The sequence below is a fragment of the Comamonas sp. B21-038 genome (assembly GCF_022387135.1).
Classification (GTDB): Bacteria; Pseudomonadota; Gammaproteobacteria; order Burkholderiales; family Burkholderiaceae_C; genus Comamonas; species Comamonas sediminis.
This window is the reverse complement of the sequence record NZ_CP092462.1, coordinates 1,666,742-1,691,518: the sequence shown is the minus strand read 5'-3', so window position 1 is coordinate 1,691,518 and position 24,777 is coordinate 1,666,742. Positions and strand designations below refer to the sequence as shown.

Sequence of the window (24,777 nt, the reverse complement as noted above, 5' to 3'; positions counted from 1 at the left end):
GATGTGCGGTGCTCAGGCATCCAGCAGGCGAATGTGCTCGGGCGCGATCGCAATGGCCTGGCGTGCCGGCTGCCGGCCTTCGGCCAGGAAGGCGCGTGGCGCACCCACCACCTCGAAGTCGTAGCGCGTGAGCGACCCCAGATAGCGGCAGGCGCCCGGACGCCCCTGCAAGGTATTGGTCTGCCCGGGCTGCGGGTCTGGCTCGACATGCTCGGGGCGGATCAGCGCATGCACCTTGTGCCCCGGACGATGGGTGCCGGTGAGCACGGACAGTTCGGCAAAACCAAAGTCCACGCGCCCGCCGGAGGCCACCTGCCCTTCCAAAATGGTCGATAGCCCCACAAACTCCGCCACGGCGCGGCAGTTTGGCATGTCGTAAATGTCCTTGGGCGAGGCGATCTGCAGCAGCCGCCCTTCCTTGAGCACCGCCACCCGGTCGGCCATGGCCAGCGCCTCTTCCTGGTCGTGGGTGACCAACAAGGTGGTGGCGCCAAACTGCTGCTGCAGCGCACGGATCTGGTCGCGCAGATGGCCCCGCACGCTGGCATCCAGCGCAGACAGCGGCTCATCCAGCAGCAGCGCACGCGGATCGATGGCCAGCGCACGCGCCAGCGCTACCCGCTGCTGCTGCCCGCCGGAGAGCTGCTGCACCCCGCGCTGCGCAAAATCCGACAGGCCCACCACCTCCAGCAGCTCCGCCGCCCGGGCATGGCGCTGTGCGGCTGGCATCTTGCGCAGCGCCAGCCCGTAGGCCACGTTGTCCCGCACCGACAGATGCGGAAACAGCGCATAGCTCTGGAACACCATGCCGATGCCGCGCTGGTGCACCGGCGTGCCCGCCATGTCCTGGCCAGCCAGTGCGATGCGGCCCTGGTAGCCGGTCTCCAGCCCCGCTACCAGCTTGAGCAAGGTGGACTTGCCCGAGCCGCTGGGGCCGATCACCGCCACCAGCTCGCCCTGGCCAATATCGAAGGACACCTCGTGCAGCCCTTGCTGGCTGCCGGGGTAGCGGTAACTGACGTTCTCGAAAGTCAGGCTCATGGGGATTTACGCAAAAGAGAAGAAGACAGCAGTGCTGCCAGGCTGGCCAGCAGCAACAGGATCACCGTGGCGGCGCAGGCTAAGCCGGTTGCGCCATAGAAGGCCTGCAGCAGCACCACCGGATAGGTGCGGTTCTGGAAACCGACCAGCAGATTGGAGAGGTTGAACTCCCCGATCGACAGCGCCGCCACCATCACCAGCCCGGACAGCATGCTCTGGCGCAGGCTCGGCAGCACGATGCCGCTGAAGCGCTGCCACTCGCCCGCCCCCAAGGTGGCGGCCGCCTGCTCCAGCCGCTCGATGCCGAGGTGGCGCAGGTCGGTCAGCAAGGTGTTGGTGAGATAGGGCAAGGTTGCGATCACATGCGCAGCAACCAGCAGCGGTGTGCTGCCCAGCCAGGGCAAGGTATCGGTGTTGAAGACAATCATGTAGCCGAACCCGAGCGTGATGGCGGGCACCGCGACGGGCATGGCGCTCACGATGCGGGCCGCAAAGGCGCGCCCGCGCGTTGCGCCCTGGTGCAGCGAATAGGCCAGCGGCAGCGCCAGCACCGCATTGATCGCGCAGGTGGACAGCGCGACGACCAGGCTGGAGACGAAGCCTTTGCGGAACGACGGGTCGCTCCACAGTTCCATGTACCACTGCCCGGTGAAACCCGAAGGCAGCAGTGTGTTGGTCCAGTTCTGCCCGAAGCTGCCGATCGCCAGCAATGCCATCGGCAGCAGCAGGTACAGGCCATAGACAATGGCAATGCCACGAACCATCTTGTCTCCCGGTAAAAGCGAATACTTTCCTTTTCAGACATGTTAGTGTAGCGATCGGCCTCTATATTGATATTGCAACTGCGTGACAATGCCACTTCATCATTGAATTAATGGAAAGTGTTCTCGCAACTTTTCATCAACAAAACCGCTGACTGACACTATGAAACGGGACTGCCCCACCATCCAGGAACTGCTTGCGCTCGACGCCGTGGCCCGCCATTCCAGCCTGACCCTGGCGGCCTCCTCGCTGTGCGTGACCACCAGTGCCGTGAGCAAGCAGATTGCCTCGCTGGAAAGCTTTCTGGGCACCGCCCTGCTGCAAAAAGTGGGGCGCGGCGTAGAGCTCACGCCCGTGGGCCGCAGCTACTGGCTCAAGATCACCGGCAGCCTGCGCAACCTCGAAACCGCCACCTACGAGGCCCGCGCCGGCGCGGACACCCATGTGCTGACCCTCAGCTGCGTGCCGACGTTTTTCACGCGCTGGCTCATTCCCCGCCTGCCCCGCTTCCGCCAGGCCCATCCCCGCGCCACGCTCAGCTTCAGCCGCCATCTGGCGCCGCTGGAGAACCTGCCGGCCCATGTCGATGCCGCCATCCGCTACAACCCAGCTGACTACGCTGGCGTGGTGAACGAATACATCGCAGGGCGCGAGTTCGTCGTGATCGCCTCCCGCGAGCTGATGCAGGGCCTGCACAAGATCCAGAACCCCAGCGATGTGCTGGCCCATACCTTGCTGCACCATGAAGAAGCCCAGGGCGCCTGGTCGCAGTGGGCCGCAGTCCATGGCATCACCCACCAGCTGCTGATCACCGGCCCACGGTTTGCGCAGTACTCGGCCTTGATCCAGGCGGCGCGCTGCGGGTTGGGGATCGCCTTTGTGCCGCTCATCCTCGTCGAAGACGAACTGGCCGAGGGCGTGCTGGTGACGCCATTCGACGGCAGCACCGCCGTCGAGCATGGCCACTACCTGTGCTACCGGCCCGATCGCATGCAGTTTCCCGCTTTTGCGCAGCTGCGGCAATGGCTGCTGGGCGAAGGTGGCAGCCAGGAAGCGGTGCCAAACCCGCCTGGTCATCCCTGAAAGCAGAAGCGCAACGCGATGGCCAAGCCATTGTGTGAGCAAGCGCAAGGACTGGACTAGACAGAACGCCTCGTAAAACGGCCAGGAATGGTGCGCAAGCCGGTTGCAAACAGAAATCAATCAAAGCAATGCCAGTGATAGCATCGCCCGCATCCCCAGCCACTGGCCTTCAGCGCCCTGCTTCGATGTTCAAGATCTCTGTACCCAGCCTGGCCGTCGCGATGGCGCTGACCGCATCCGTGCAAGCGGCCGATCTGGCGGCCTTCTGGGCCGACACCCAACGGGGTGGCAACAGCTTCAACCGCCTGCCGCCGGATGCCAGCTACTACGAAGCACTGCGCGGCTATGGCGCCAGCTGGGTGCGGCTGTCGTATGACAAATGGAAGCCCGAGCAGCGTGATTTCCTGATGGGCAATGCCGACGACTACCAGCGCCTGTCCGCCGTGGATCTGGCCACCTTGAAGGCGTCAGTGGCCCAGGCCGATGCGGCGGGCTTGAAGGTGGTGATTGCACCGCTGTCACTGCCGTTGTCCCGCTGGTCACAAAACAACCAGGGGAAGTTTGACGACCGCATCTGGCAGGACAAGGCGCACTGGAAGGCCGCAGGCCAGTTTTGGCAAGACCTCGCCCGTGCCTTGAAGGACACGCCCGGCATTGCGGCCTACAACCTGATCAACGAACCCGCACCCGAGAAACAAGGCGGCCTGCCCGAGCATGCCCGCCCAGCGGAGATGCAGGCCTGGTATGCCAAGGCCAAAGGTGGATCGCGCGATCTGCCCGCTTTCTACCGCTTCCTGGTGGCCCAGATCCGTGCAGTCGACCCGGACACCCCCATCATGGTGGATGCCGGGTGGTATGGCGCAGCCGATGCCTTCGCCTACTGGCCCGAAGCACTGGCTGACAAACGGGTGCTGTACAGCTTTCACATGTACGAGCCCTACCAGGCCACCAGCGGCCCCAACCTCAAGCGCAAGCAGCCCTACCGCTACCCGGGCGAGGTGCCGTTTGCCGGCAAGACCCAGCCGTGGAACAAGGAGCGCGTGGCCCGGTACCTGGATACCGTCAACGGCTGGGCGCGCTCCTTGTCGATCGCGCCGGAGCAGATCGTCATGGGCGAGTTTGGCTGTGTGCGCATGCTCGACAGCTGCAGCCAGTACCTGGACGATGTTCTGTCTTATGCCGAAGACAAGCGCTACCACTGGGCCTTCTACAGCTTTCGCGAAGATGCCTGGGATGCGATGGACTACGAACTGGGCCAGGCCAAGGTGCACTGGCGCTACTGGGATGCGATGGAAAAAGGCCAGCCCGACCCGGTGAAGCGCCGCGCGACACCGGAGTTCGAGCCCATCCGCAAGCGCTTGCAGCAGCGCTGAAAGGCCGTGCTTAACGCGCGCTCAGCAAGCTGGTGCTGGCTGGGCGCCCAGGCAGGTTCAAGCGGGCCACCGGTGCGGGCGTGCTGGCAATGCGCTGGCCTCGGCGCCAAACGCCCAGGCGCGTGGCCTTCAGGCGCAGGGCCTCGACGGGGTCCTTGGCATGCAGCAGCACAAAGTCGGCATGTGCGCCCTTTTCAATGCCATAGCCTTGCAGGCCCAGCAGGCGTGCCGGGTTCAGCGTGATGGCATCGAAGCACTGCTGCATGCCTGCGCGGCTGGTCATCTGCGCCACATGCAGGCCCATGCTCGCCACCTCCAGTGCATCGCCCGATCCCAGGCTGTACCAGGGGTCCATCACGCAGTCATGGCCAAACGCCACCGTCATGCCAGCGGCCATCAGCTCAGGCACGCGCGTCATGCCCCGGCGCTTGGGGTAGGTGTCATGGCGGCCCTGGATCGTGATGTTGATCAAGGGGTTGCTGACAACGCCCAGCTGCGCCTCGGCCATCAGGGCCATCAGCTTGCTGACGTAGTAGTTGTCCATGCTGTGCATGGAGGTCAGGTGCGAACCGGTCACGCGGCCATGGAGCCCCAGGCGCTGCGTGTGGTAGGCCAGCGTCTCCACATGGCGCGACATCGGGTCATCCGACTCGTCACAGTGCATGTCCACCCGCTTGCCGCGCTCGGCGGCCAGTTCGCAGAGAATGCGCACGCTCTCTGCGCCATCAGCCATCGTGCGCTCAAAGTGCGGAATGCCCCCGACGACATCGACGCCCAGGTCCAGCGCGCGCTTGAGGTTGTCCAGCCCGCCCGGTGTGCGCAGCACGCCATCCTGCGGAAAAGCCACCAGCTGCAGATCGATATACGGCGCCACGCGCTTTTGCACATCGAGCATCGCTTCGACCGGCAGCAGGCTGGGGTCACTGGTGTCCACATGGCTGCGGATGGCCAGCAGGCCGCGCGCCACCGCCCAGTCGCAATAGGCCAAGGCGCGCTCGACCAGCGCCTCATGCGTCAGCTGGGGTTTGAGTTCGCCCCAGAGCGCGATGCCTTCGAGCAAGGTGCCGCTTTCGTTGACACGCGGCATCCCGTAGCTCAGCGTGGCGTCCATGTGGAAGTGCGGGTCCACAAAGGGTGGGCTCAGCAGCAGGCCCTCGGCGTCCACCACCTCGGCCGCTGGCGCCTGCAGGCCCTCGCTCACCTCGGCAATCTTGCCGTCCTGCACAGCCACCGACATGTTCTTGCGGCCATCGGCCAGGCTGGCATTGCGAATCAATAAATCAAGCATTTTTTATCCTTGTAGGCAGACCCTGGTCTGCATCGTGGGGCGCGGCGCGCGGCTCAGCGCTCGCCTTTGCGGTAGGGTTTCATCAGCGCCTGCGGGTACGCGGCTTTGCGGGCCACCAGAACCAGCGCCAGGATCGACAGCAGGTACGGCAGCATCAAATAGAACTGGTAGGGCACGAGGCCATCGCCCGACTGCTGCAGGCGCAGCTGCAGCGCATCGAAGAACGCAAACAGCAGCGCGCCCAGCAGGGCCTTGCCCGGCCGCCAGGAGGCAAACACCACCAGTGCCACGCAGATCCAGCCCCGGCCATTGACCATGTTGAAGAAAAAGGCGTTGAAGGCCGACAGGGTCAGGAAGGCGCCGGCCACGCCCATCAGTGCCGAGCCCGCAATGATGGCACCGCTGCGCACAGCCATCACGGCCACGCCCTGCCCTTCTGCGGCCTGCGGGTTCTCGCCGACCATGCGCACGGCCAGACCGAGGGGCGTGCGAAACAGCACCCAGGCGAGCAAAGGCACCAGCAGCAGGGCCAGCAAGGTCAAGGCCGTCTGGTCGCCCAGAATCGGAATCGGCAGCCAGTCCATCGCCTCAAAAGGCGTGATCGTGGGCGGCGTGTTCACCTTGGGAAAGCTCACCCGGTAACCGTAGTACGACAAGGCCGTGGCCAGCATCGTGATGCCCAGGCCCGATACGTGCTGCGACAGCGCCAGCCCCACCGTCAGCCAGGCATGCAGGCTGCCCAGCACCGCGCCGGTGAGTGCGGCCACCAGCACACCCGTCCACAAACCATGGCCGGCATACACGGTCAGCCAGCCGGTAAAGGCGCCGGCCACCATGATGCCCTCGATGCCCAGGTTCAGCACCCCTGCGCGCTCGCACAGCAGCACCCCCAGCGTGCCCAGCAGCAGCGGTGTGGCCGTACGCAGCACGGCCACCCAGAAAGAGGCATTGGCCAAAATATCCATCACGTCGCTCATCGGGCACCTCGCGCTGCGCTTTGTTTTTGGGGTTTCAACATCGCAGATCTCACTTTCTGCGCAAGCGGTATTGGGTCATCAGGCTGGCCACCAGCACCGACAGCAGCGAGGCCGCGACGATCACATCGGCAATCGCATTGGGCACGCCCACCGCGCGGCTCATGCTGTCGGCCCCCACCAGCATGCCGGCCACAAACACGGCCGAGGCCACCACACCCAGCGGATGCAGCCCTGCCAGCATCGCGATCACGATGCCGCTGTAGCCATAGCCGGGCGACATGTCCAGAGTCAGGTAACTGGTGCGGCCTGCCACCTCGATGGCGCCGGCCAGGCCTGCAAGACCGCCCGACAGCAGCGCCACCAGCACGACGGTGCGCGTCACCGGCACGCCGGCAAAAGCCGCTGCCCGGGGGTTGGCACCTGCGGCGCGGATGTCGAATCCCGGCACCGCCCGCTGCAGCAGCAGCCACAACGCCACGGCCAGGCCCACGGCAATCAGCAGGCCATTGTGCAAACGGGTCTGCGCAATGAGCTTGCCCAGTTCCAGGTCGCCCTGCAGCGCCACGCTCTGCGGCCAGCCCATCGCCATCGGGTCTTTCATCGGGCCATCGAGCAGATAGGACACTGCCAGCAGCATGACAAAGTTCAGCAGCAACGTGGTGACCACCTCGTCCACGCCCAGCTTGGTCTTCATCAACGCAGGGCCCAGCAGCAAGGCCGCGCCGGCCAGTGCGGCGGCCAGCAGCATCAGCGGAAACAGCAGATAAATGGGCAGCTCAAAGCCGGTGCCGCCATGCATGCCGCCCACGGCCACAGCCGCCACCGCACCGGCATACAGCTGGCCTTCGGCACCAATGTTGAACAGCCGCGCCCGGAAAGCCACTGCCGCGGCCAGGCCGGTCAGGATCAGCGGCACGGCGCGCGTCAAGGTCTCGGACAGCGCAAACAGCGAGCCAAAGGCCCCTTTGAACAGCGCCAGATAGGTCGCACCAACGGGCGCGCCGGCCCACAGCACCAGCAAGCCGCTGATGGCCAGGGTAAATACAACGGCCCCCAAGGGCGCAGCCACCATGGCCAGCTTCGACGGGGTTGCTCTTTTTTCTATACGCATGGCAGTCTCTCAGCGCTGGTGCACAGGCGCTGTCATAGGGGATCCGGCCATGGCCAGACCGATGGTCTCGCGGCTCCAGTCCGCAAAAGGCAGCACGGGCGAAAGATGGCCCTCGTGCATCACGCCGATGCGGTCACCCAGTGCCAGCACCTCGTCCAGATCGTCCGAGATCAGCAGCACGGCAGCGCCGGCATCGCGGGCCGCCAGCAGCTGCTGGTGCACAAAGCGCACCGCGCCAATGTCCAGCCCCCAGGTGGGTTGGTGCGCCACAATCAGGCGCGGCGCCACGCCCTCGGCGCCTTGGGGTGCCAACAGCGCCCGGCCCAGAATCAGTTTTTGCATATTGCCGCCCGACAGCGAGCGGGCCGGCGCATCGAGCCCGCCACCGCGCACGTCGAACTGCCGGGACACATGCTGGGCCTGGCTGCGCGCCTGCGCACGGCGCACCCAGCCCCAGCGCGAGAACCAGGGGCTGCGCAGCCGCTCGGACACCGCGTTTTCCCACACCGGCAAATCACCGACCACGCCGGTGCCATGCCGGTCTTCGGGGATACGGGCCACCCCCTGGGCGACCAGGGCCACGGCCGACGCCGGCATCGGCGCGCCCAGGTACTGCACCGTGCCCTGGCCCGGGCGGCGCATGCCGCAGAGCATATCGGCCAAAGCCACCTGGCCGTTGCCCGAGACACCGGCGATCGCCACCATCTCACCGGCCTTGAGTACCAGCGATACATCGACCAGGCGATCGCGCGCGGTGGACTTGGCCGAGGCCGTGGTGTGCACATGGCGCAGGCTGCAGACCTCGTCGCCCACCTGGGCGGCAGGTTGGCGCTCGGGCAGGCTCACCGCCTCGCCCACCATCCACTGCGCCAACTGCGCCTGGGTGCTGCCGGCAGTCGGCGCCTCGGCCACCAGCTTGCCATGCCGCAGCACGGCCACGCGGTCGGCCACACGCAGCACTTCGCCGAGCTTGTGGCTGATGAAAATGATCGACAGGCCCTGCGCCACCATCTGGGACAAGGTCGCAAACAGCGCCTCGCTCTCCTGCGGGGTCAGCACGGCGGTCGGCTCATCCAGAATCAGGATCTTGGCGCCCCGGTACAGCGCTTTGAGGATTTCCACCCGTTGGCGCTCACCCACCGACAGGCTGCCCACCCGCGCATCCGGGTCCACCACCAGACCAAACTGGCGCGCGACCTCGACCAGCTTGGCACGGGCCTGGCGCTTGGCCGACTGCAGGCGCAGCAGCGATTCGCTGCCCACGATGATGTTGTCCAGCACGCTCAGGTTGTCGGCCAGCGCAAAGTGCTGGTGCACCATGCCGATGCCAGCGGCCAGCGAGGCACGCGGCTGGCCCGGCGGCAGCGGCTGGCCCCTCACCGTTATCTCCCCCGCGTCGGCCACATAGTGGCCAAACAGGATCGACATCAACGTGGATTTGCCCGCACCGTTCTCGCCCAGCAGGGCCACGATCTCACCCCGGTGCAGGGTCAGCGAAATGGAATCATTGGCCACCAGGGGGCCAAAACGTTTGGTGATGCCATGCAGCTGGAGCACGACAGGAGAGGAGCTTGGAGGAGACATGGGCAAAGGGGCCGCTGGGTTCGCTGGGCAGGCGGCGTGGCCTGCCAGCGGGCACAAAAACAGCCCCGGCAAGTGCCGGAGCTGGAAGTGGAGGCGCCATGCCAGTGGGCACAGCGCCTATGCAATCCAGGCCCGGCTTACTTGGCCGTGGACTTGGGTTGCGAGTCGTCGACCTTCACGGTGAACTTGCCCGACAGGATGTCGGCCTGCTTGGCCTGCACCTTGGCGATCAAGTCTGCGGGCAGCTTCTTCTCGAAGGTGCCAAACGGTGCCAGCGACGAGCCCTTGTACTTCATCATCGAGTACGGGCCGTAGTCCTCCGCCTTGTAGCTGCCGTCCTTCACCGCCTTGATCGCGCGCTCCACGCTGGGCTCCATGTGCCACAGCGCCGAAGCCACCACGGTATCGGGGTACTGTGCCTGGGTGTTGATCACATTGCCGATCGCCAGCTTGCCCTTCTCCTTGGCCGCATCGCTCACACCGAAACGCTCGGCATACAGCACGTCCGCACCCTTGTCGATCATCGCAAAGGTCGCTTCCTTGGCCTTGGGCGGGTCAAACCAGCTGTTGATGAAACTGACGGTGAACTCCACCTTGGGGTTCACTTCCTTGGCGCCGGCCATGAAGGCATGCATCAGGCGGTTGACTTCCGGAATCGGGAAACCGCCGACCATGCCGATCTTGCCCGTCTTGGTCATGCCGCCGGCCACCATGCCCGTCAGGTACGCAGGCTCCTGGATATAGTTGTCGAACACACTGAAATTGGGCGCCTGGATCTTGCCGGACGAGCCCATCACAAAGGCGGTCTTCGGAAAGTCCTTGGCGACCTTGCGAGCAGCCGCTTCCACACCGAACACCTCACCAAACATCAGCTGCGCACCGCCCGTCGCGTACTCGCGCATCACGCGCTCGTAGTCCGCATTGGCGACGTTCTCGCTGGACTTGTACTCGATCTCGCCACGCGCCTCGGCAGCCTTGAGCGCCTCATGGATGCGGCTGACCCATTGCTGTTCATACGGCACGGTGTACACCGCCGCGACCTTGACCTTGGTCTGCGCCCAGGCCGGTGCAGCCGACAAGCCAGCCAGCGCAAGGGGAAGCGCAGCCAGACAGGTTTGAACAATACGACGCCGTGTAGTCATCAAGAAACTCCTTAGGGGTGAGATCCACCTGCGATCAAGTGGGCGGGCGAGAGAAGCAAGTTCTGTACCGTGTCTTGCGCCGCTGCCGTGCACAGGCCCGTGCTTGCTCCATTTTCAGGAGCAAACATGCGTTATTAGCCGTCCGTTTCAGCACCAGCAACACCGAGCACAGCGCAAAAAACAAGTGCACCACGCAATGCGTATATACACAGCGCGCCGCGCATTCTAACCAGATAAGCGGGGCTTGACAGCGTATTTTCGCGATGCCATCGCAGACAGCAAGCGGACTGTCCCTATTGCCGGGACTGTGCCCGTGGCTGTAGCACGAAAAAAAACCGCCATGCGGTAAAGCATGGCGGTCTCCAGGGAGCCAAAGGTGCGAGGCTGCGCTCGCGTGCAGCCTAATGGCTGCGGCGCAATTTCATCACGATGGGCATCGCGATCGAGGCCATGCGGATCAGCTTGCGGGGGCCCAGCAACAGACCGGCACCGACCAGACCGGCACATACCAAAGGATGCTCACGGCCAAAGTTGATCAAGCGCTCTGCCAACGTGCCATAGGCCATCGGGTTGTGCTGGCCTCCGGCAGCATCTCTGCGCAGCGTGAGTGCCTGCTGGCGCGCCAGGCGGCGGCCTTCGAGACGTTCACGCTGGTTCTCTATACGCTGCAGCACTTCACGCGCTTGCGGATCCGTGGCCTGCAGCAGCACCAGATCAGCGTCCTTGCTTGCATTGCTCATAGCGTTGGTCACCTGCATTATTTAAGACGGCCCTTGACCGCTTGCCAGTCCTGGCGCAGCACGGTCTTGGTCAGCTGGAAGGGATTGGCGGCTTTCTTCGTCGTGAAATACAGGAAAGCCAGAACACCCAGCCACAGCAACAGCCAAACACCGGCCACCAGCCAGGTGGCGAGCATGCGGTTGGGCGTGTCCCAGAACGAAATGATGATGGCGCCCGACAGCACCGTCAGCGCGACGATGGTCAGGCCTGCGACCACCAAACCCATCAGTACCAGCCAGATCAGGTTCTTCTTCTGCTCCTGCCATTCAATGGCCAGCAGATCCATTCGGTCTTCAGCCGCCATGGCGCTTTCAGACAGCAGCGCGCGAAAGCGCATCAGCATGTCATCCACACCCAGCACAGACAACCAGTTCATGGACTCTCCTCGTGCATATGGGGCACCGGGGTGCCCCTTGTTCTAGGTCTTGGCCCGTCGGGCCAGGCCAGTGCGGCTATGGTGCCGGCAACTGGCCATCGGGCGCAGCTTAGCGGCGCGAGAAGATAAAGCCGATCAGCGCGCCCACGGCCAGCGCTGCGCCAGCAACGCGCCATGGCTCATCGTGGGCATAGCGGTCTGCGGCCAGTGCCGCCTCCTTGGCCTGACGGGCAGCTTCCTGGGCTGCGCGCACTGCACCTTCACGGGCATCGCCAGCGGTGTCTTCCAGGCGCTGGCGCAGTTGCTTGATATCCGGCACGCCGTCCAGGTCCTTGCTCGACAGCACGCCGCGCAGATCACTCACCAGTTTTTCCAGATCAGCCTGGGCATTCTCAACGGTATCGCTCAGCAAATTGGATTTACGCATATTCATCATCCTTTTCTTGGTCAGGCTACAGGAAAGTTCCGCAGACGCCGTGCAGCACAAACAAGGACTGCGGCATGGCGTTAGCTCCGTTACATGTTAACGGAGAAAGCGGCGCTGCCGGGTTCAGATATGCACCCCTGCCTGTCAGAAGATTCCGACTATCGCGGTACAAAAGCGTCTATTTGTAGTTTTCCCAGCACAGTCCACGCGGGGCGTAATCCATGCCTATGCCCCAGGCCCGGCCACTTCCCGGGCCACTGCCTTCGCAATCGCCAGGCAACTGGTCAACCCCGGAGATTCGATGCCCAGCAAATGGAAGAGACCAGTGGCGCCATGCACACCCGGGCCTTGCAGTACAAAGTCGGCATCGGGCTCGCCAGGGCCGCTGATCTTGGGCCGGATGCCGGCGTAGCCGGCTGCAAGCGCACCCTCCTGCAGCGCCGGCCAGTAGCGGCGCACGGCCGCGTAAAAGGCCTCGCCACGGGCGGGATCAACGACCAGGTCCTCCGGGCTTTGCACCCACTGCACATCCGGACCAAACTTGGCCTGACCACCCAGGTCCAGGGTCAGATGCACGCCCAGGCCACCGACCTCGGGCACCGGGTAGATCAGATGCCTGAAAGGCGCGCGGCCCGACAGCGTGAAGTAGTTGCCCTTGGCGTAATGGGCGGTCGGCAGCTGCGTCAGGTCTGCGCCTTCAAACTTGCGCGCCAGATCGGGCGCCCACAGGCCGGCAGCATTGACCACGGTCGTGGCCTGCAGCTCGGTGCCATCTTCGGTGCGCAGCAAGATACTGCCCTCCTCGCAGCGGGCGGCAGCCAACGGGCTGTTGAAGACCACCATGCCACCGGCATTTTCAAGGTCGCCTTGCAGGCTGAGCATCAGGCCGTGGCTGTCGACAATGCCGGTACTGGGCGAATGCAGCGCCGCCACACATTCCAGCGCGGGCTCGAGTGCCCGGGCCTCTTCGCGGCTGAGCAGCACCAGGTCATCGACGCCATTGGCAGCGGCATGGCGGGCAATGTCCTGCAGCTTCGCGCGCTGTGATTCGGACGTGGCCACAATCAGCTTGCCGCAGCGCTGGTGGTCGATACCTCGCTCCTGGCAGTAGGCGTACAGCAGCGCCTTGCCCTCCACACACCAGCGCGCCTTGCGCGATCCCTGGGCGTAGTAGATGCCGGCATGGATTACCTCGCTGTTGCGCGAGCTCGTGCCCGTACCAATGGCATCCTGGGCCTCCAGCACCAGCACTTCCCGCCCCGCCAAGGCGAGTTCACGGGCGACAGCCAGCCCCACCACCCCTGCACCAATCACCACGCAATCGACGACATCAACCACTTGCTCGCTCCTTCGCTTTTTTGTATGCCTGCCAGCTTAGCGCCTGGCGCATCGCCCAAAAGCAAAAAGCCGGTGAAAAACCGGCTTTTGTCAGCATGGCCTGGCGAGGGCCGCAAGGCCCCAGCAGGCGGCGCTTTCTTACTTCTTGCAGTTGGCGATGCCGTCGAGGATTTCCTTGTGCGCTTCGTCCACACCCTTCCAGCCCAGCACCTTCACCCACTTGCCCTTTTCCAGGTCCTTGTAGTGTTCGAAGAAGTGCGAGATCTGCTGCAGCACCAGGTCGTGGATATCGCTCAGGTGGTTGATCTTGTCGTAGGAAGGCAGCAGCTTCTGCGTGGGCACGGCCAGCACCTTGCCGTCCACGCCGGACTCATCTTCCATCTGCAGGATGCCGATCGCGCGGCAAGGCACCACCACACCGGTAGGCAACGGGAAAGGCGTCATCACCAGCACGTCCACCGGGTCGCCGTCGCCCGATAGGGTCTGGGGCACATAGCCGTAGTTCACGGGGTAGTGCATCGCGGTGCCCAGGAAGCGGTCCACAAACACGCAGCCCGAATCCTTGTCCACTTCGTACTTCACAGGAGCGGAGTTGGCCGAAATTTCGATCACAACATTGAAGACATCAGGGGCCTTGGAGCCAGGGGTCAGTTTTTCGAAGGACATGCGATTCCTATGAGGTCAATTGAATGGAGGGCCGGCAGCACGCAAAATATCGGCCCGCCAGCGGCAAAACCCCGTGATTTTAGGTGCATTGGCCCGCCATCGCCCAAAAAGTGCCAACAGGCTGCTCAAATGGGCTGGTCAAACCCGTGACAACCGCGGGCTCATCCCGGTAGGCGCTGGCCCATTCCTGCGCTATCGTGGTGGCCGTTTCGAGCCTGCCAGCTGGCAGACTCCGCCGCCTATTGCACCCAGAACGGAACAACGCCATGCAATTGCATTACATCGCCAACGCCTCTGTGCCCTCACTGTCGGGCAAGACCATCCCCGTCCTCGACCCCTCTGACGGCCAACCCTTTGATGAAATCCAGCGCGGCAATGCGGAAGATGTCGACCATGCGGTGCAGGCCGCACGTCTGTGCTACGACAACGTATGGCGCAAGACCAGCCCTGCGGAACGCAGCCGCCTGATGATGCGCCTGTCGGCCAAGGTGCTGGAGCATGCCGATGAACTGGCCGCCATCGAGCAGCGTGATTGCGGCAAGCCCACGAAGCAGGCCAAGGCCGACGCATTGGCGCTGGGGCGCTATTTCGAGTTCTACGCCGGCGCGGCAGACAAGCTCCATGGCGAGACGATTCCCTACCCCCATGATTTCAGCGTGCTGACCTGGCGCGAACCCCATGGCGTGACCGGTCATATCGTGCCCTGGAACTACCCGATGCAGATCTTTGGCCGCTGCGTGGGCGCCGCGCTGGCGGCAGGCAATGTCTGCGTCGTCAAGCCCTCCGAAGACGCATGCCTGAGCCTCATCCGCGTGGCGCAGCTGGCGGCCGACGTGGGCTTTCCTGCCGGCGCCATCAACATCGTCACTGGTTTTGGCCATGAAGTGGGCGATGCGCTGGCCCGCCATCCCGATGTGGACCACATCAGCTTTACCGGCAGCCCCCGCATCGGCACCTTGATCGAGCAGGCCGCTGCCGAGCGCCACTGCCCCTGCACGTTGGAGCTCGGTGGCAAGAGCCCGCAGATCGTGTTTGCCGATGCCGATCTGGATGCCGCCATCCCGACCATCATCAACGCCATCATCCAGAACTCCGGCCAGACCTGCTCGGCCGGCTCGCGTCTGCTGGTCGAACGCAGCATTTACGAAACCCTGCTGGCACGCCTGGGCAGCGCCTTCGAAGCGCTGCGCGTGGGCCCGGCCAGCCTGGACCTGGACCTGGGCCCGCTGATCCGCCAGACCCAGCAGCAGCGCGTCTGGGATTTTCTGAGCGATGCGCACAACGACGGCATCTCCGTCGTCGCGCAGGGCCAGATCATCGACGAGGCACCAGAGGGCGGCTACTACCAGGCCCCCACCTTGCTGCGCGATGTGCCCGTGGACCACCGCCTGGCCCAGGAAGAGATCTTTGGCCCCATTCTCAGCGCCATGGCCTTCGACACCGAGGAAGAAGCCATCAAGATGGCCAATGCCACCCAGTTCGGCCTGGTCGCCGGCGTCTGGACGCGTGATGGCGGCCGCCAGTTCCGCGTGGCCAAGCGCCTGCGCAGCGGCCAGGTCTTCATCAACAACTACGGCGCCGGCGGCGGTGTGGAGCTGCCCTTTGGCGGCACCAAGGCCAGCGGTCACGGCCGCGAAAAGGGCTTTGAAGCGCTGTATGGCTTTACCACGCTGAAGACCGTCGCCATCCGCCACGGCTGATACCGGCTCGCAGGCCCTCCCCCACAGCGCCGCCCCTGCTCTGCAGCGGCGGCGCGATTGTTTTTACAATAGAGGGCTCTGCGCAGCCGGCAGCCCCCCTGTCACCTGCTGCACAGACAGCCCGCAGCAACAGCCGCATAGTGATCAACACTGTTGGCATGGCAGCGCAGCGATACCGCGCCGTCTGCACCAAACCGGGTCATTCATAAAAAACAATCCCACCGCGACACCCTCTCCCATGCCTTTGTCTCCCGTCCCCAACCGAGTCCCCAAACATTTGCGCGATGTGCGTTACCGCAGCTTCGAGCGCGCCGATGGGCTCTGGGATGTCGAAGGCGAGCTGGTGGATACCAAGGCCTATGACCTGGTGCTCTCCGGCGAGCGCAAACGCATGGCCGGAGAACCCATTCACCATATGTGGATTCGCTGTACCATTGATACAACACTTACAGTGGTTGCGATCGAGGTCGCGATGGATGCGCATCCGCTGGGCGAGTGCCCGCTGGCCCTGCCCGCGATGCAACGCATGGTGGGGTGCTGCATGGCGCGCGGTTGGCGCAAGGCCATCGAAGCCAACCTCGGCAACATCGAGGGCTGCACCCATATGCGCGAGCTGCTGTTCAACATGGCGACTGCCGCCTTCCAGAGCGTGAACCAGGCCTTTGCGCGCCCCCAATCGGACCAGCCACCCCGCCATCTGGGGCAGTGCAAAGGCTGGGATTTCAATGGCAAAGGGGTCGCCACCATCTACCCCCAATTCATCGGCTGGCAAGCGCCCAAGCCAGGCAGCACCGGCACTGCAGCGGTGGCAACCACTAGCGCCAACCCCGCCGACAAGCCTGCCGACGACAGCGCCAACAAGGGCTGAACCGCCGCCCTGCTGCACTGCTGCCTCACGCCAGCCACCACCGCGCTCCAGCCGCCGTGGTGGCTTTTTTGCGCCTGCACTTCCAGGCTTTAGAGGGCTCTTAAGACTGCCTTAAGGTCATGCTTTGGCGTCCCATGGGCTGTCTGATTTCTCAGCAAACCTAGTATTAACCCTATGACACTATGACGGCAAAAATAATGGACGTGTTCCATCGAAATCAAAAATCGTTGAACAATTTTTAATACCACATCCCACAAAAGAAATTTTGAAACCTACAAGAACCGACGATTGTTGAAACCCCGTATAGCGTTACTTTGCAATAACTGTTAATTTTGGCAAACAATTCACCAGCATAGCAGTTGCGGCAGACGTTGCTGTCGCTGGTGATCGTATTCATCCCGGGCAGCATCCGCTGCGCCTATTTGTCTCTAGAAGGAGCCGTCATGAAGCGTCGAGTTTTTTGTGCCACCGCCACCCTGGTTGCCAGCATCGGTTTTGCCACCGCAGCCGCTGCGCAAACCAAATGGGATTTCGCCACGGCGTATGCACCATTTAACTTTCACTCCAAAAACAATGAGCAGTTCGTCAAGGACGTGGACGCGGCGACCAGCGGCAAACTCAAAATCACACCCCATTTTGGTGCATCGCTGTTCAAAATGCCCGAAATCAAGCGTGCCGTGCAAACCGGTAATGCGCAAATGGGCGAGTTCTTTCTGGTGAGTTTCCAGAATGAATCGCAGATCTTCGGTGTCGATGGACTGCCCTTCCTCGTCAACAACTACGACGACGCGTTCAAGCTCTACCAGGCCCAAAAGCCGGCGCTGCAGAAGTTGCTGGACAAGCAAGGCCAGGTGCTGCTGTATTCGGTGGCCTGGCCGCCGCAAGGCATCTACACCAAGAAGCCCATCAACTCGGCAGCTGACCTCAAGGGCATGAAATGGCGCGTCTACTCGCCCACGACGGCCCGCATTGGCGAGCTGATCGGCGCGCAACCGGCGACCGTGCAGGAAGCCGAGCTGTCCCAAGCCCTGGCCACCGGCGTGGTCGATGGCCTGATCACCTCCAGCGCCACCGGCGCCGACAACAAGCTGTTTGAAAACCTGAAGTACTACTACAACGTGCAGGCCTGGATACCGAAGAATGCCGTCACCGTGAGCAAGAAGGCCTTCAACGCGCTGGGCAAGACCGAGCAGGAAGCGGTGCTCAAGGCCGCTGCTGCTGCCGAAGAGCGCGGCTGGAAGGAATCCAAGGAAGTGGATGCCAAGTCGCTGGCGACCCTGAAGCAAGGCGGCATGAGCATCGAGCAGCCATCGGCCCAGCTCAAGGCTGACCTGGCCAAGGTCGGCGAGACCGTCATCAAGGAATGGACCGACAAGGCGGGCGCTGAAGGCAAGGCCATTTTGGACGCCTACCAGGCCTCCAAGTAAGCCACGGCCCCTCTCTATGCAGTCCGCCGGCCTAGGCCGGGTGGGCTGCATAGTCAGCAACCTTTACTGCTTTGAATGACAAGCATGCGCAAGCTACTCAATGGACTGTATGAAGCCTCCGCCTGGCTGGCGGGGCTTTCAATGATCGGCATCCTCGTGATGGTGCTGCTCACCGTCATCAGCCGCCTGTTCGGCTTCAGTGCCCCGGGCACCGATTCCTATGCTGGCTACGCGATGGCGGGAGCGGGCTTCATGGCCCTGGCCAGTACCCTCAAAAAAGGCGAGCATATCCGCGTGACCCTGCTGCTGGGCGCGCTCAAAGGCTCCGCCCTCAAGACCATGGAAGTGATTGCATTGGTCATCGCCACCGTGCTGTCGGGCTTCCTGGCGTTCTACGCTTCGCGCCTGGTCTGGCAATCCTGGGAGATCGACGATATTTCGGTCGGCATCGACGCGACGCCGCTGTGGATTCCCCAAATTTTCATGGCACTGGGTACGCTGGTGTTCTTTATCGCCTTTTGCGACGAGCTGGTGCTGGAGCTGATGGGCAAACGCAAACCTGTGGTTAAAGAGGACGCCCACCATGAATGAAATTACCGCCAGCATTGCGCTGATCGTGGTGCTGCTGATCCTGCTGGGCGGCGGCGTCTGGGTGGGTCTGACCCTGGCCGGTGTCGCCTGGTTCGGCATGGAGTTCTTCACCGCCCGTGCGGCTGGGGACGCGATGGCCATGACGATCTGGGGATCGGCCAGCAGCTGGACCTTGACGGCGCTGCCGCTGTTCGTCTGGATGGGTGAGATTCTCTACCGCACGAACCTATCGGAGAGCATGTTCCGCGGCCTCGCACCCTGGGTCAACCTGCTGCCCGGCCGCTTGCTGCACACCAATGTGATTGGCTGCACGATTTTTGCGGCGGTGTCTGGCTCGTCGGCCGCCACCTGCGCCACCGTCGGCAAGATGAACGTGCCCGAGCTGATGAAGCGCGGCTACCCCGAGAACATGGTCATCGGCTCGCTGGGCGGCCCTGCCACCCTGGGCCTGCTGATTCCGCCATCGATCATCCTGATCGTCTACGGCGTGGCCGCGGAGATGTCGATCTCCAAGCTCTTCATGGCCGGCGTGCTGCCCGGCATCATGCTGGCGCTGATGTTCAGCGGCTGGATCGTGTTCTGGGCGCTGCTCAACCCGAACAAGATTCCCAAGGCTGACAGCACGATGAGCTTCAAGCAAAAGCTCCACGAGTCGCGCCACCTGATCCCGGTGGTGCTGCTGATTGCCTCGGTGATTGCCAGTATTTACACCGGCATTGCAACGGCGACCGAAGCAGCTGCCATCGGTGTGGTGGGCTCGCTGGTGCTGTCTGCCGCCCAAGGCGCGCTGACCTGGAAGAACTTCAGGGACTCGCTGTTTGGCGCCACGCGCCTGTACTGCATGATCGCGCTGATCCTCGCCGGCGCTGCGTTCATGACCTTGTCGATGGGTTATATCGGCCTGCCACGCCAGCTGGCCGAGTATGTCGGCAGTCTGAACCTGTCGCCGGCGATGCTGATCATCGTGCTCGGCATCTTCTACATCCTAATCGGCTGCTTCCTGGACGGTATCTCCACGATCGTGCTGACCATGGGCGTAGTGCTGCCGATCATCCAGGCTGCCGGTATCGATCCGCTGTGGTTCGGCATCTTCCTGGTGATCACCGTGGAGACTGCCCAGATCACACCGCCAGTGGGCTTCAACCTGTTTGTGCTGCAAGGCATGACGGGCAAGCAGATCACCTACCTGGCCCGCGTCTGCGCGCCGTACTTTGTGCTGATGGTGCTGGCCCTGGTGATTCTGTGGTTCTTTCCGCAAATCGTCACCGTGCTGCCGAACAACATGTAAACCGCGTGTCGCTGCACAACGAACCGGCTGCCTTGGCAGCCGGTTTTTTTAGGTGCCGGAGGTCAGCACAGCAGCAGGTCCTGCTGCTCCTGCACCGTGGCCTGCAAAAAGCGCCAGACCACCTGGATGCCTGGCACCGAGCGCAGCTCCGGCGGCATCGACATCCAGAAAGTGCGGGTGAACTGGGCCTGCTCGGGCAGCACGCGCTGCAGCAGCGGATCCTTGTCGGCCAGAAAGCCGGGCAGCACCCCCAAGCCTGCACCGGTGCGCACGGCGGTGTACTGCGCCAGGATGCTGGTGCTGCGGAAGCTGAAGCGCTGCGGTGCGCTCAGGCTGTCGAGAAACTGCAGCTCCTTGGTGAACAGCTGGTCATCGACATAGTGCACAAAGCGGTGGCTGGCCAGGCCTTCGGTCGAGGTGATCAGCGGATGGCGCGCCAGGTATTCGCGCTGGCCATACAGATACAGGCGGTACTCGGTCAGCCGGCTGGTCACGACGGTATCGCGCACCGGGCGCTCCAGCGAGATGACGATGTCGGCTTCGCGGCGCGAGAGCTGGAGCATGCGCGGCACGGCCAGCAGGTCAATCGTCAGCAATGGGTAGCGCTGGGCCAACACAGCCAGGTGCTTGGCCAGCACCTGGGTGCCAAAGCCCTCGGTCACGCCGATACGCACCACGCCGCTGGGCGTCTCGGCGCCTTGGCTGGCGGCAATCGGCGCAATGCCGCGCGCAATCTGGTCCATGGCCTCGGCCCGTGGCTGCAACTGGCGGCCGGCATCGGTCAGCTTGTAGCCGCTGCCCTCGCGGGTAAACAAGGTGGCGCCGAGCTGCTTTTCCAACGCCTGGATGCGGCGCGACACCGTCGTGTGCTCCACGCCCAGCGCCTTGGCCGCACCCACCAAGGTGCCTGCCTGCACCAAGGCCCAGAAAAAGCGCAAATGATCCCAATCCATGCCAGCCCCTTGTCGATGTTGCACAGCATTATTGTGCAAATTTGCAACAGGGGCAGCAGTAAGGCAGCGTCCCTGGCTCCGATCAGGCGAGTGAGGCGCGCTTGCGTTGCCAGGCATAGGCCAGGCCCAGCAGCACAAACCAGGCCGGCGTGGCGATCAGCGCCTGGCGCGTGTCCAGCTCCAGGCTGAGCAGCACCAGCACGGCGGCAAAGAAGGCCAGGCAGACCCAGCACATGAACACGCCGCCGGGCATGCGGTAGTGGGAGGCCTCATGCAGCGCCGGGCGCTGCTTGCGGTAGCTGATATAGGACAGCAGGATCAGCGACCAGACAAACATGAAGAGGATGGCCGAGACGGTGGTCACCAAGGTGAAGGCTTCCACCAGGTTGGGCACCACCCACATCAAAAACGCACCGCCCAGCAGGCAGACGCAGGAGAACAGCAGGCCGCGCGAAGGCACGCTGCTGGCCGAGAGCTTGCCAAACGAGCGCGGTGCATCTCCTTTGAGCGCCAGTCCAAACAGCATGCGGCTGGTGGAGAACACGCCGCTGTTGGCCGATGAGGCGGCCGAGGTCAGCACGACAAAATTGATCACGCTCGCTGCGGCAGGCAGGCCGGCCAGCACAAACAGTTCCACAAACGGGCTCTTGCTCGGAACCACATCACGCCAGGGGGTGACGGCCATGATGGCGATCAGCGCGCAGACGTAGAAGATGATGATGCGCACCGGAATCGAGTTGATCGCGCGCGGCAGGGTGCGGTGCGGGTCCTTGGCCTCGGCGGCTGTGGTGCCCACCAGCTCGATACCGACAAAGGCGAACACCGCGATCTGGAAGCCGGCAAAAAAGCCCATCGCCCCATGGGGGAAGAGCCCGCCATCGTTCCAGAGGTTGGCGATACTCGCCTGGCGCCCGGCTGGCGAGCTGAAACCGGTGCTGACCATGTACAGGCCCGTGCCCACCAGTGCGACGATCGCGACAATCTTGATCATCGCAAACCAGAACTCGATCTCGCCAAACAGCTTGACGGTCAGCAGGTTCAGCGACAGCAGCAAGGCCACGCAGGCGATCGCGGGTGCCCACTGGGGCAGATCAGGCCACCAGAACTGGGCGTAGGCGGAGATCGCAATCACATCGGCAATGCCGGTGATGATCCAGCAGAACCAGTAGGTCCACCCGGTGAAAAAGCCAGCCCAGGGGCCCAGCAGGTCGTCGGAGAAATCGATGAAGGACTTGTACTGCAGGTTGGACAGCAGCAGCTCCCCCATGGCCCGCATCACAAAGAACAGCATGATGCCGATGATGGCGTAGACCAGCACGATCGACGGCCCCGCCAGGCTGATGGTCTTGCCCGAGCCCATGAAGAGGCCCGTGCCGATGGCGCCGCCAATGGCGATCAACTGGATATGGCGGTTGCTGAGATTGCGTTGGAGATCGTCGGTGCCATGCTCGGCCCTCGATTGCTCCGCTGGGGCCTGTTTGTTCATGGAGTAGAGCGCCGGGCGTTAGCGAAAAAGATAGTGCGCTCAGCCCAGCTGAAGCTGGCACGCACCGCGAAGGTGCGCAAGGATAAAACAGCGTTACACCGCGCAGGGCCAAAAGGTTATTTTGTTGCGCAACTAATTGTGCAAAGTCAGCAGTTTGCCGCCCACCCGTTGGGCCAGGGCCTGCAAAGGCGCGACAGCGCTGGTTTCCAACACAGACAGCGGATAACTATCGCTATCGATGTCGATGCTGACCAAGCTCAGTCCCTGGCGGCGCAGGCAGTCACCCGCTTCCTGCAAGGCCTCATGGTTCAGCGCCTTGCTGCCCGCCAGCACCTGCAGGTCCACACCAGCTTGCTGCACGGTTTTCAGCTGCTGCAGCGCCCAGATGGCGTCGTCCATGCCCAGCTTCCAATCGAGCTCAACGTTCTGCCCACGGCGCTGCAGCCCTTCTAACAGCGCCAGCCAAGGCGTCACATGCTCGGGCTCGTCCATCCCCCGGTTGACCAACGCATCCGCAAAGCGATCAAGGTAGAGCGCCGGCTGCTCGATGGCCTGGCGCACCTCGCTCCACAGTTCAGCGGTATCGTCCAATGCCAGCGCCTGACCCCAAGCCAGGCACAAGGCATGCCAGTCGTCCAGCGTAGGCTCCGAGGGGCGTTCAGGCGCAAGCGCCGGTGCGGTGCTTCCGTCTTGGGCCGGCGGTTTGGCGCCCAACAGCTGACCGATTCTTTCTAACCAACCCATACAAGCCTCCTTTGCAAAGCCACCAGAACAGTATGCCCCAAGCCGTCTGCAGCAAGGGGAATGTGCAGCTTCGCACAGCCATGTGCAGTCAACCTCTTGTTTGGGCGAATGCGCACATCTACCATGGGCACCAACGGTAGCTTGCCCGCTGGCAACCTGCCGCCGCTCGTGACCCAGATACCCAGGAGACAAAACATGAACGCACCGCAATCCACCAGCACCTTGGCGCCGACCGTCAAGCTGTTGATCAACGGCCAGCTGGTCGAGTCCAAGACCACGCAGTGGCGTGACGTCGTCAACCCTGCGACCCAGCAGGTGCTGGCCCGCGTGCCTTTTGCAACGCCCGAAGAGATCAACGCCGCCGTGGCCAATGCCAAGGAAGCGTTCAAGACCTGGAAGAAGACGCCGATTGGCGTGCGCGCCCGCATCTTCCTCAAGCTCCAGCAGCTGATCCGCGAGAACATGAAGGAGCTGGCGGCCATCCTGACGGCCGAGCAAGGCAAGACCCTGCCCGACGCCGAAGGCGATGTGTTTCGCGGCCTGGAAGTGGTCGAGCATGCGGCCAACATCGGCTCCCTGCAGTTGGGTGAGCTGGCCAACAATGTGGCCAATGGTGTCGACACCTACACCCTGAACCAGCCGCTGGGCGTTTGCGCCGGCATCACTCCTTTCAACTTCCCGGCGATGATCCCGCTGTGGATGTTCCCGATGGCGATTGCGACCGGCAACACCTTTGTGCTCAAGCCCTCCGAGCAAGACCCGATGGTGACCATGCGCCTGTGCGAGCTGGCACTGGAAGCCGGCGTGCCCCCGGGCGTGCTCAATGTGATCCACGGCGGCGAAGACGCGGTCAACGCCATCTGCGACCACCCCGATATCAAGGCGATCAGCTTTGTGGGCTCGACCAAGGTCGGCACCCATGTGTACAACCGCGCATCGCTCAACGGCAAGCGCGTGCAATGCATGATGGGCGCGAAAAACCACGCCATCGTGCTGCCCGACTGCAACAAGGAGCAGTCGCTCAACGCGCTCGCGGGTGCGGCGTTTGGTGCCGCTGGCCAGCGCTGCATGGCGCTGTCGGTGGTGGTGCTGGTCGGAGAAGCGCAGAAGTGGATCCCCGAATTGGTCGAAAAGGCCAAGACCCTGAAGGTCTCTGCCGGTACCGAAGCGGGCACCGATGTGGGCCCGGTCGTCTCCTGCCAGGCGCTGTCGCGGGTCGAGGGCCTGATCGAGCGCGGCATTGCCGACGGCGCCAAGCTGGAGCTCGATGGCCGCAAGCCCTCCGTCGCGGGTTATGAAAAGGGCAATTTTGTCGGCCCGACGGTCTTCTCCGGCGTCAAACCCGGCATGGCCATTTATGACCAGGAAATCTTCGGCCCGGTGCTCTGCATTGCCGAGGCCGCCGATATCGATGAGGCGATTGCCTTCATCAACGCCAACCCCAATGGCAACGGCACGGCGATCTTCACGCAAAGCGGCGCCGCAGCGCGCAAGTTCCAGGAAGAGATCGATGTCGGCCAGATCGGCATCAATGTGCCCATCCCCGTGCCCGTGCCACTGTTCTCGTTCACCGGCAGCCGCGCCTCCAAGCTCGGCGACCTGGGCCCCTACGGCAAGCAGGTTGTGATGTTCTACACGCAGACCAAGACGGTGACGGCCCGCTGGTTTGACGACAGCACCATTGCCCATGGCGTGAACACCACGATCAGCCTGAAGTAGGCGGCGTTGGCCAACACCGCAGCGGCCCTTTGCCGGACCGCTGCGGTTTTGCG

23 protein-coding genes are annotated in these 24,777 nt (G+C 63.4%); 8 read left to right on the top strand and 15 right to left on the bottom strand.

Annotation, left to right across the window (positions count from 1 at the left end; genetic code table 11):
• Positions 1 to 12: 12 nt before the first annotated feature.
• Together MJ205_RS07605 and MJ205_RS07600 are read right to left on the bottom strand one after the other, a co-directional pair.
• Positions 13 to 1,041: an ABC transporter ATP-binding protein gene (locus MJ205_RS07605; protein ID WP_239811893.1), complete on the bottom strand. Its 1,029-nt coding sequence runs from the start codon at positions 1,039 to 1,041 to the stop codon at positions 13 to 15.
• Positions 1,038 to 1,805, bottom strand: coding sequence for an ABC transporter permease (locus tag MJ205_RS07600; RefSeq protein WP_239811892.1), 768 nt, complete (start codon positions 1,803 to 1,805; stop codon positions 1,038 to 1,040). Before MJ205_RS07600 ends, MJ205_RS07605 begins: the two co-directional genes overlap by 4 nt.
• 160 nt (positions 1,806 to 1,965) lie before the next feature.
• On the opposite strand from MJ205_RS07600, the gene MJ205_RS07595 reads away from it, so the two are divergent.
• The gene (locus tag MJ205_RS07595) at positions 1,966 to 2,886 is read left to right on the top strand and encodes a LysR substrate-binding domain-containing protein (RefSeq protein ID WP_239811891.1); all 921 of its coding nucleotides are present in this window, start codon (positions 1,966 to 1,968) and stop codon (positions 2,884 to 2,886) included.
• Between the two features lie 185 nt (positions 2,887 to 3,071).
• Positions 3,072 to 4,259 carry a glycoside hydrolase family 5 protein gene (locus tag MJ205_RS07590; protein ID WP_239811890.1) on the top strand — a complete coding sequence of 396 codons (1,188 nt, stop codon included), beginning with the start codon at positions 3,072 to 3,074 and terminating at the stop codon, positions 4,257 to 4,259.
• A gap of 10 nt (positions 4,260 to 4,269) precedes the next feature.
• Here MJ205_RS07590 and MJ205_RS07585 read toward each other — a convergent pair whose 3' ends face one another.
• From MJ205_RS07585 to ppa, 10 genes are all read right to left on the bottom strand, one after another.
• Positions 4,270 to 5,547 (bottom strand): amidohydrolase family protein, encoded by a 1,278-nt coding sequence (locus MJ205_RS07585; protein WP_239811889.1) that lies wholly within the window; start codon positions 5,545 to 5,547, stop codon positions 4,270 to 4,272.
• Positions 5,548 to 5,600: 53 nt separating this feature from the next.
• Complete coding sequence (locus MJ205_RS07580) at positions 5,601 to 6,524, bottom strand: ABC transporter permease (protein ID WP_021025091.1); 924 nt, start codon at positions 6,522 to 6,524, stop codon at positions 5,601 to 5,603.
• A gap of 49 nt (positions 6,525 to 6,573) precedes the next feature.
• Positions 6,574 to 7,635: an ABC transporter permease gene (locus MJ205_RS07575; RefSeq protein ID WP_239811888.1), complete on the bottom strand. Its 1,062-nt coding sequence runs from the start codon at positions 7,633 to 7,635 to the stop codon at positions 6,574 to 6,576.
• Between the two features lie 9 nt (positions 7,636 to 7,644).
• Complete coding sequence (locus MJ205_RS07570) at positions 7,645 to 9,219, bottom strand: ABC transporter ATP-binding protein (protein ID WP_239811887.1); 1,575 nt, start codon at positions 9,217 to 9,219, stop codon at positions 7,645 to 7,647.
• Positions 9,220 to 9,356: 137 nt separating this feature from the next.
• Positions 9,357 to 10,361, bottom strand: a complete 1,005-nt coding sequence (locus MJ205_RS07565; RefSeq protein WP_239811886.1) for a BMP family protein — start codon at positions 10,359 to 10,361, stop codon at positions 9,357 to 9,359.
• Between the two features lie 401 nt (positions 10,362 to 10,762).
• The gene (locus MJ205_RS07560) at positions 10,763 to 11,101 is read right to left on the bottom strand and encodes a hypothetical protein (protein ID WP_239811885.1); all 339 of its coding nucleotides are present in this window, start codon (positions 11,099 to 11,101) and stop codon (positions 10,763 to 10,765) included.
• A gap of 17 nt (positions 11,102 to 11,118) precedes the next feature.
• Complete coding sequence (locus MJ205_RS07555) at positions 11,119 to 11,517, bottom strand: phage holin family protein (protein ID WP_239811884.1); 399 nt, start codon at positions 11,515 to 11,517, stop codon at positions 11,119 to 11,121.
• Positions 11,518 to 11,626: 109 nt separating this feature from the next.
• A complete protein-coding gene (locus MJ205_RS07550; protein WP_133856071.1) occupies positions 11,627 to 11,944 on the bottom strand; it encodes a DUF883 family protein in 318 nt (105 codons plus the stop codon).
• 225 nt (positions 11,945 to 12,169) lie between these two features.
• A complete protein-coding gene (locus MJ205_RS07545) occupies positions 12,170 to 13,282 on the bottom strand; it encodes an NAD(P)/FAD-dependent oxidoreductase (protein WP_239811883.1) in 1,113 nt (370 codons plus the stop codon).
• Positions 13,283 to 13,420: 138 nt separating this feature from the next.
• Positions 13,421 to 13,948 carry an inorganic diphosphatase gene (gene ppa / locus MJ205_RS07540; RefSeq protein ID WP_239811882.1) on the bottom strand — a complete coding sequence of 176 codons (528 nt, stop codon included), beginning with the start codon at positions 13,946 to 13,948 and terminating at the stop codon, positions 13,421 to 13,423.
• Positions 13,949 to 14,214: 266 nt separating this feature from the next.
• On the opposite strand from ppa, the gene MJ205_RS07535 reads away from it, so the two are divergent.
• From MJ205_RS07535 to MJ205_RS07515, 5 genes are all read left to right on the top strand, one after another.
• Complete coding sequence (locus MJ205_RS07535; protein ID WP_239811881.1) at positions 14,215 to 15,648, top strand: aldehyde dehydrogenase family protein; 1,434 nt, start codon at positions 14,215 to 14,217, stop codon at positions 15,646 to 15,648.
• Positions 15,649 to 15,886: 238 nt separating this feature from the next.
• On the top strand, positions 15,887 to 16,516 hold the full coding sequence (locus MJ205_RS07530) for a DUF2889 domain-containing protein (RefSeq protein ID WP_239811880.1): 630 nt from the start codon (positions 15,887 to 15,889) through the stop codon (positions 16,514 to 16,516).
• A 443-nt stretch (positions 16,517 to 16,959) separates the two neighbouring features.
• Complete coding sequence (locus MJ205_RS07525; protein WP_239811879.1) at positions 16,960 to 17,943, top strand: TRAP transporter substrate-binding protein; 984 nt, start codon at positions 16,960 to 16,962, stop codon at positions 17,941 to 17,943.
• An 84-nt stretch (positions 17,944 to 18,027) separates the two neighbouring features.
• Entirely contained in the window at positions 18,028 to 18,534 is a 507-nt protein-coding gene (locus MJ205_RS07520; protein WP_239811878.1) for a TRAP transporter small permease, read from the top strand.
• Positions 18,527 to 19,822, top strand: coding sequence for a TRAP transporter large permease (locus MJ205_RS07515; protein WP_239811877.1), 1,296 nt, complete (start codon positions 18,527 to 18,529; stop codon positions 19,820 to 19,822). The genes MJ205_RS07520 and MJ205_RS07515 overlap by 8 nt, the downstream gene beginning before the upstream one ends.
• A 62-nt stretch (positions 19,823 to 19,884) precedes the next feature.
• Here MJ205_RS07515 and MJ205_RS07510 read toward each other — a convergent pair whose 3' ends face one another.
• The 3 genes from MJ205_RS07510 to MJ205_RS07500 all read right to left on the bottom strand — a co-directional run bounded on the left by MJ205_RS07510 (position 19,885) and on the right by MJ205_RS07500 (position 23,005).
• Positions 19,885 to 20,775: a LysR family transcriptional regulator gene (locus MJ205_RS07510; protein ID WP_239811876.1), complete on the bottom strand. Its 891-nt coding sequence runs from the start codon at positions 20,773 to 20,775 to the stop codon at positions 19,885 to 19,887.
• Between the two features lie 82 nt (positions 20,776 to 20,857).
• Positions 20,858 to 22,261, bottom strand: coding sequence for a D-serine/D-alanine/glycine transporter (cycA, locus tag MJ205_RS07505; RefSeq protein ID WP_239811875.1), 1,404 nt, complete (start codon positions 22,259 to 22,261; stop codon positions 20,858 to 20,860).
• A gap of 132 nt (positions 22,262 to 22,393) precedes the next feature.
• Positions 22,394 to 23,005, bottom strand: coding sequence for a DUF6630 family protein (locus MJ205_RS07500; protein ID WP_239811874.1), 612 nt, complete (start codon positions 23,003 to 23,005; stop codon positions 22,394 to 22,396).
• Between the two features lie 195 nt (positions 23,006 to 23,200).
• Here MJ205_RS07500 and MJ205_RS07495 point away from each other — a divergent pair, with 195 nt between their 5' ends.
• On the top strand, positions 23,201 to 24,724 hold the full coding sequence (locus MJ205_RS07495) for a CoA-acylating methylmalonate-semialdehyde dehydrogenase (RefSeq protein ID WP_239811873.1): 1,524 nt from the start codon (positions 23,201 to 23,203) through the stop codon (positions 24,722 to 24,724).
• Positions 24,725 to 24,777 lie beyond the last annotated feature (53 nt).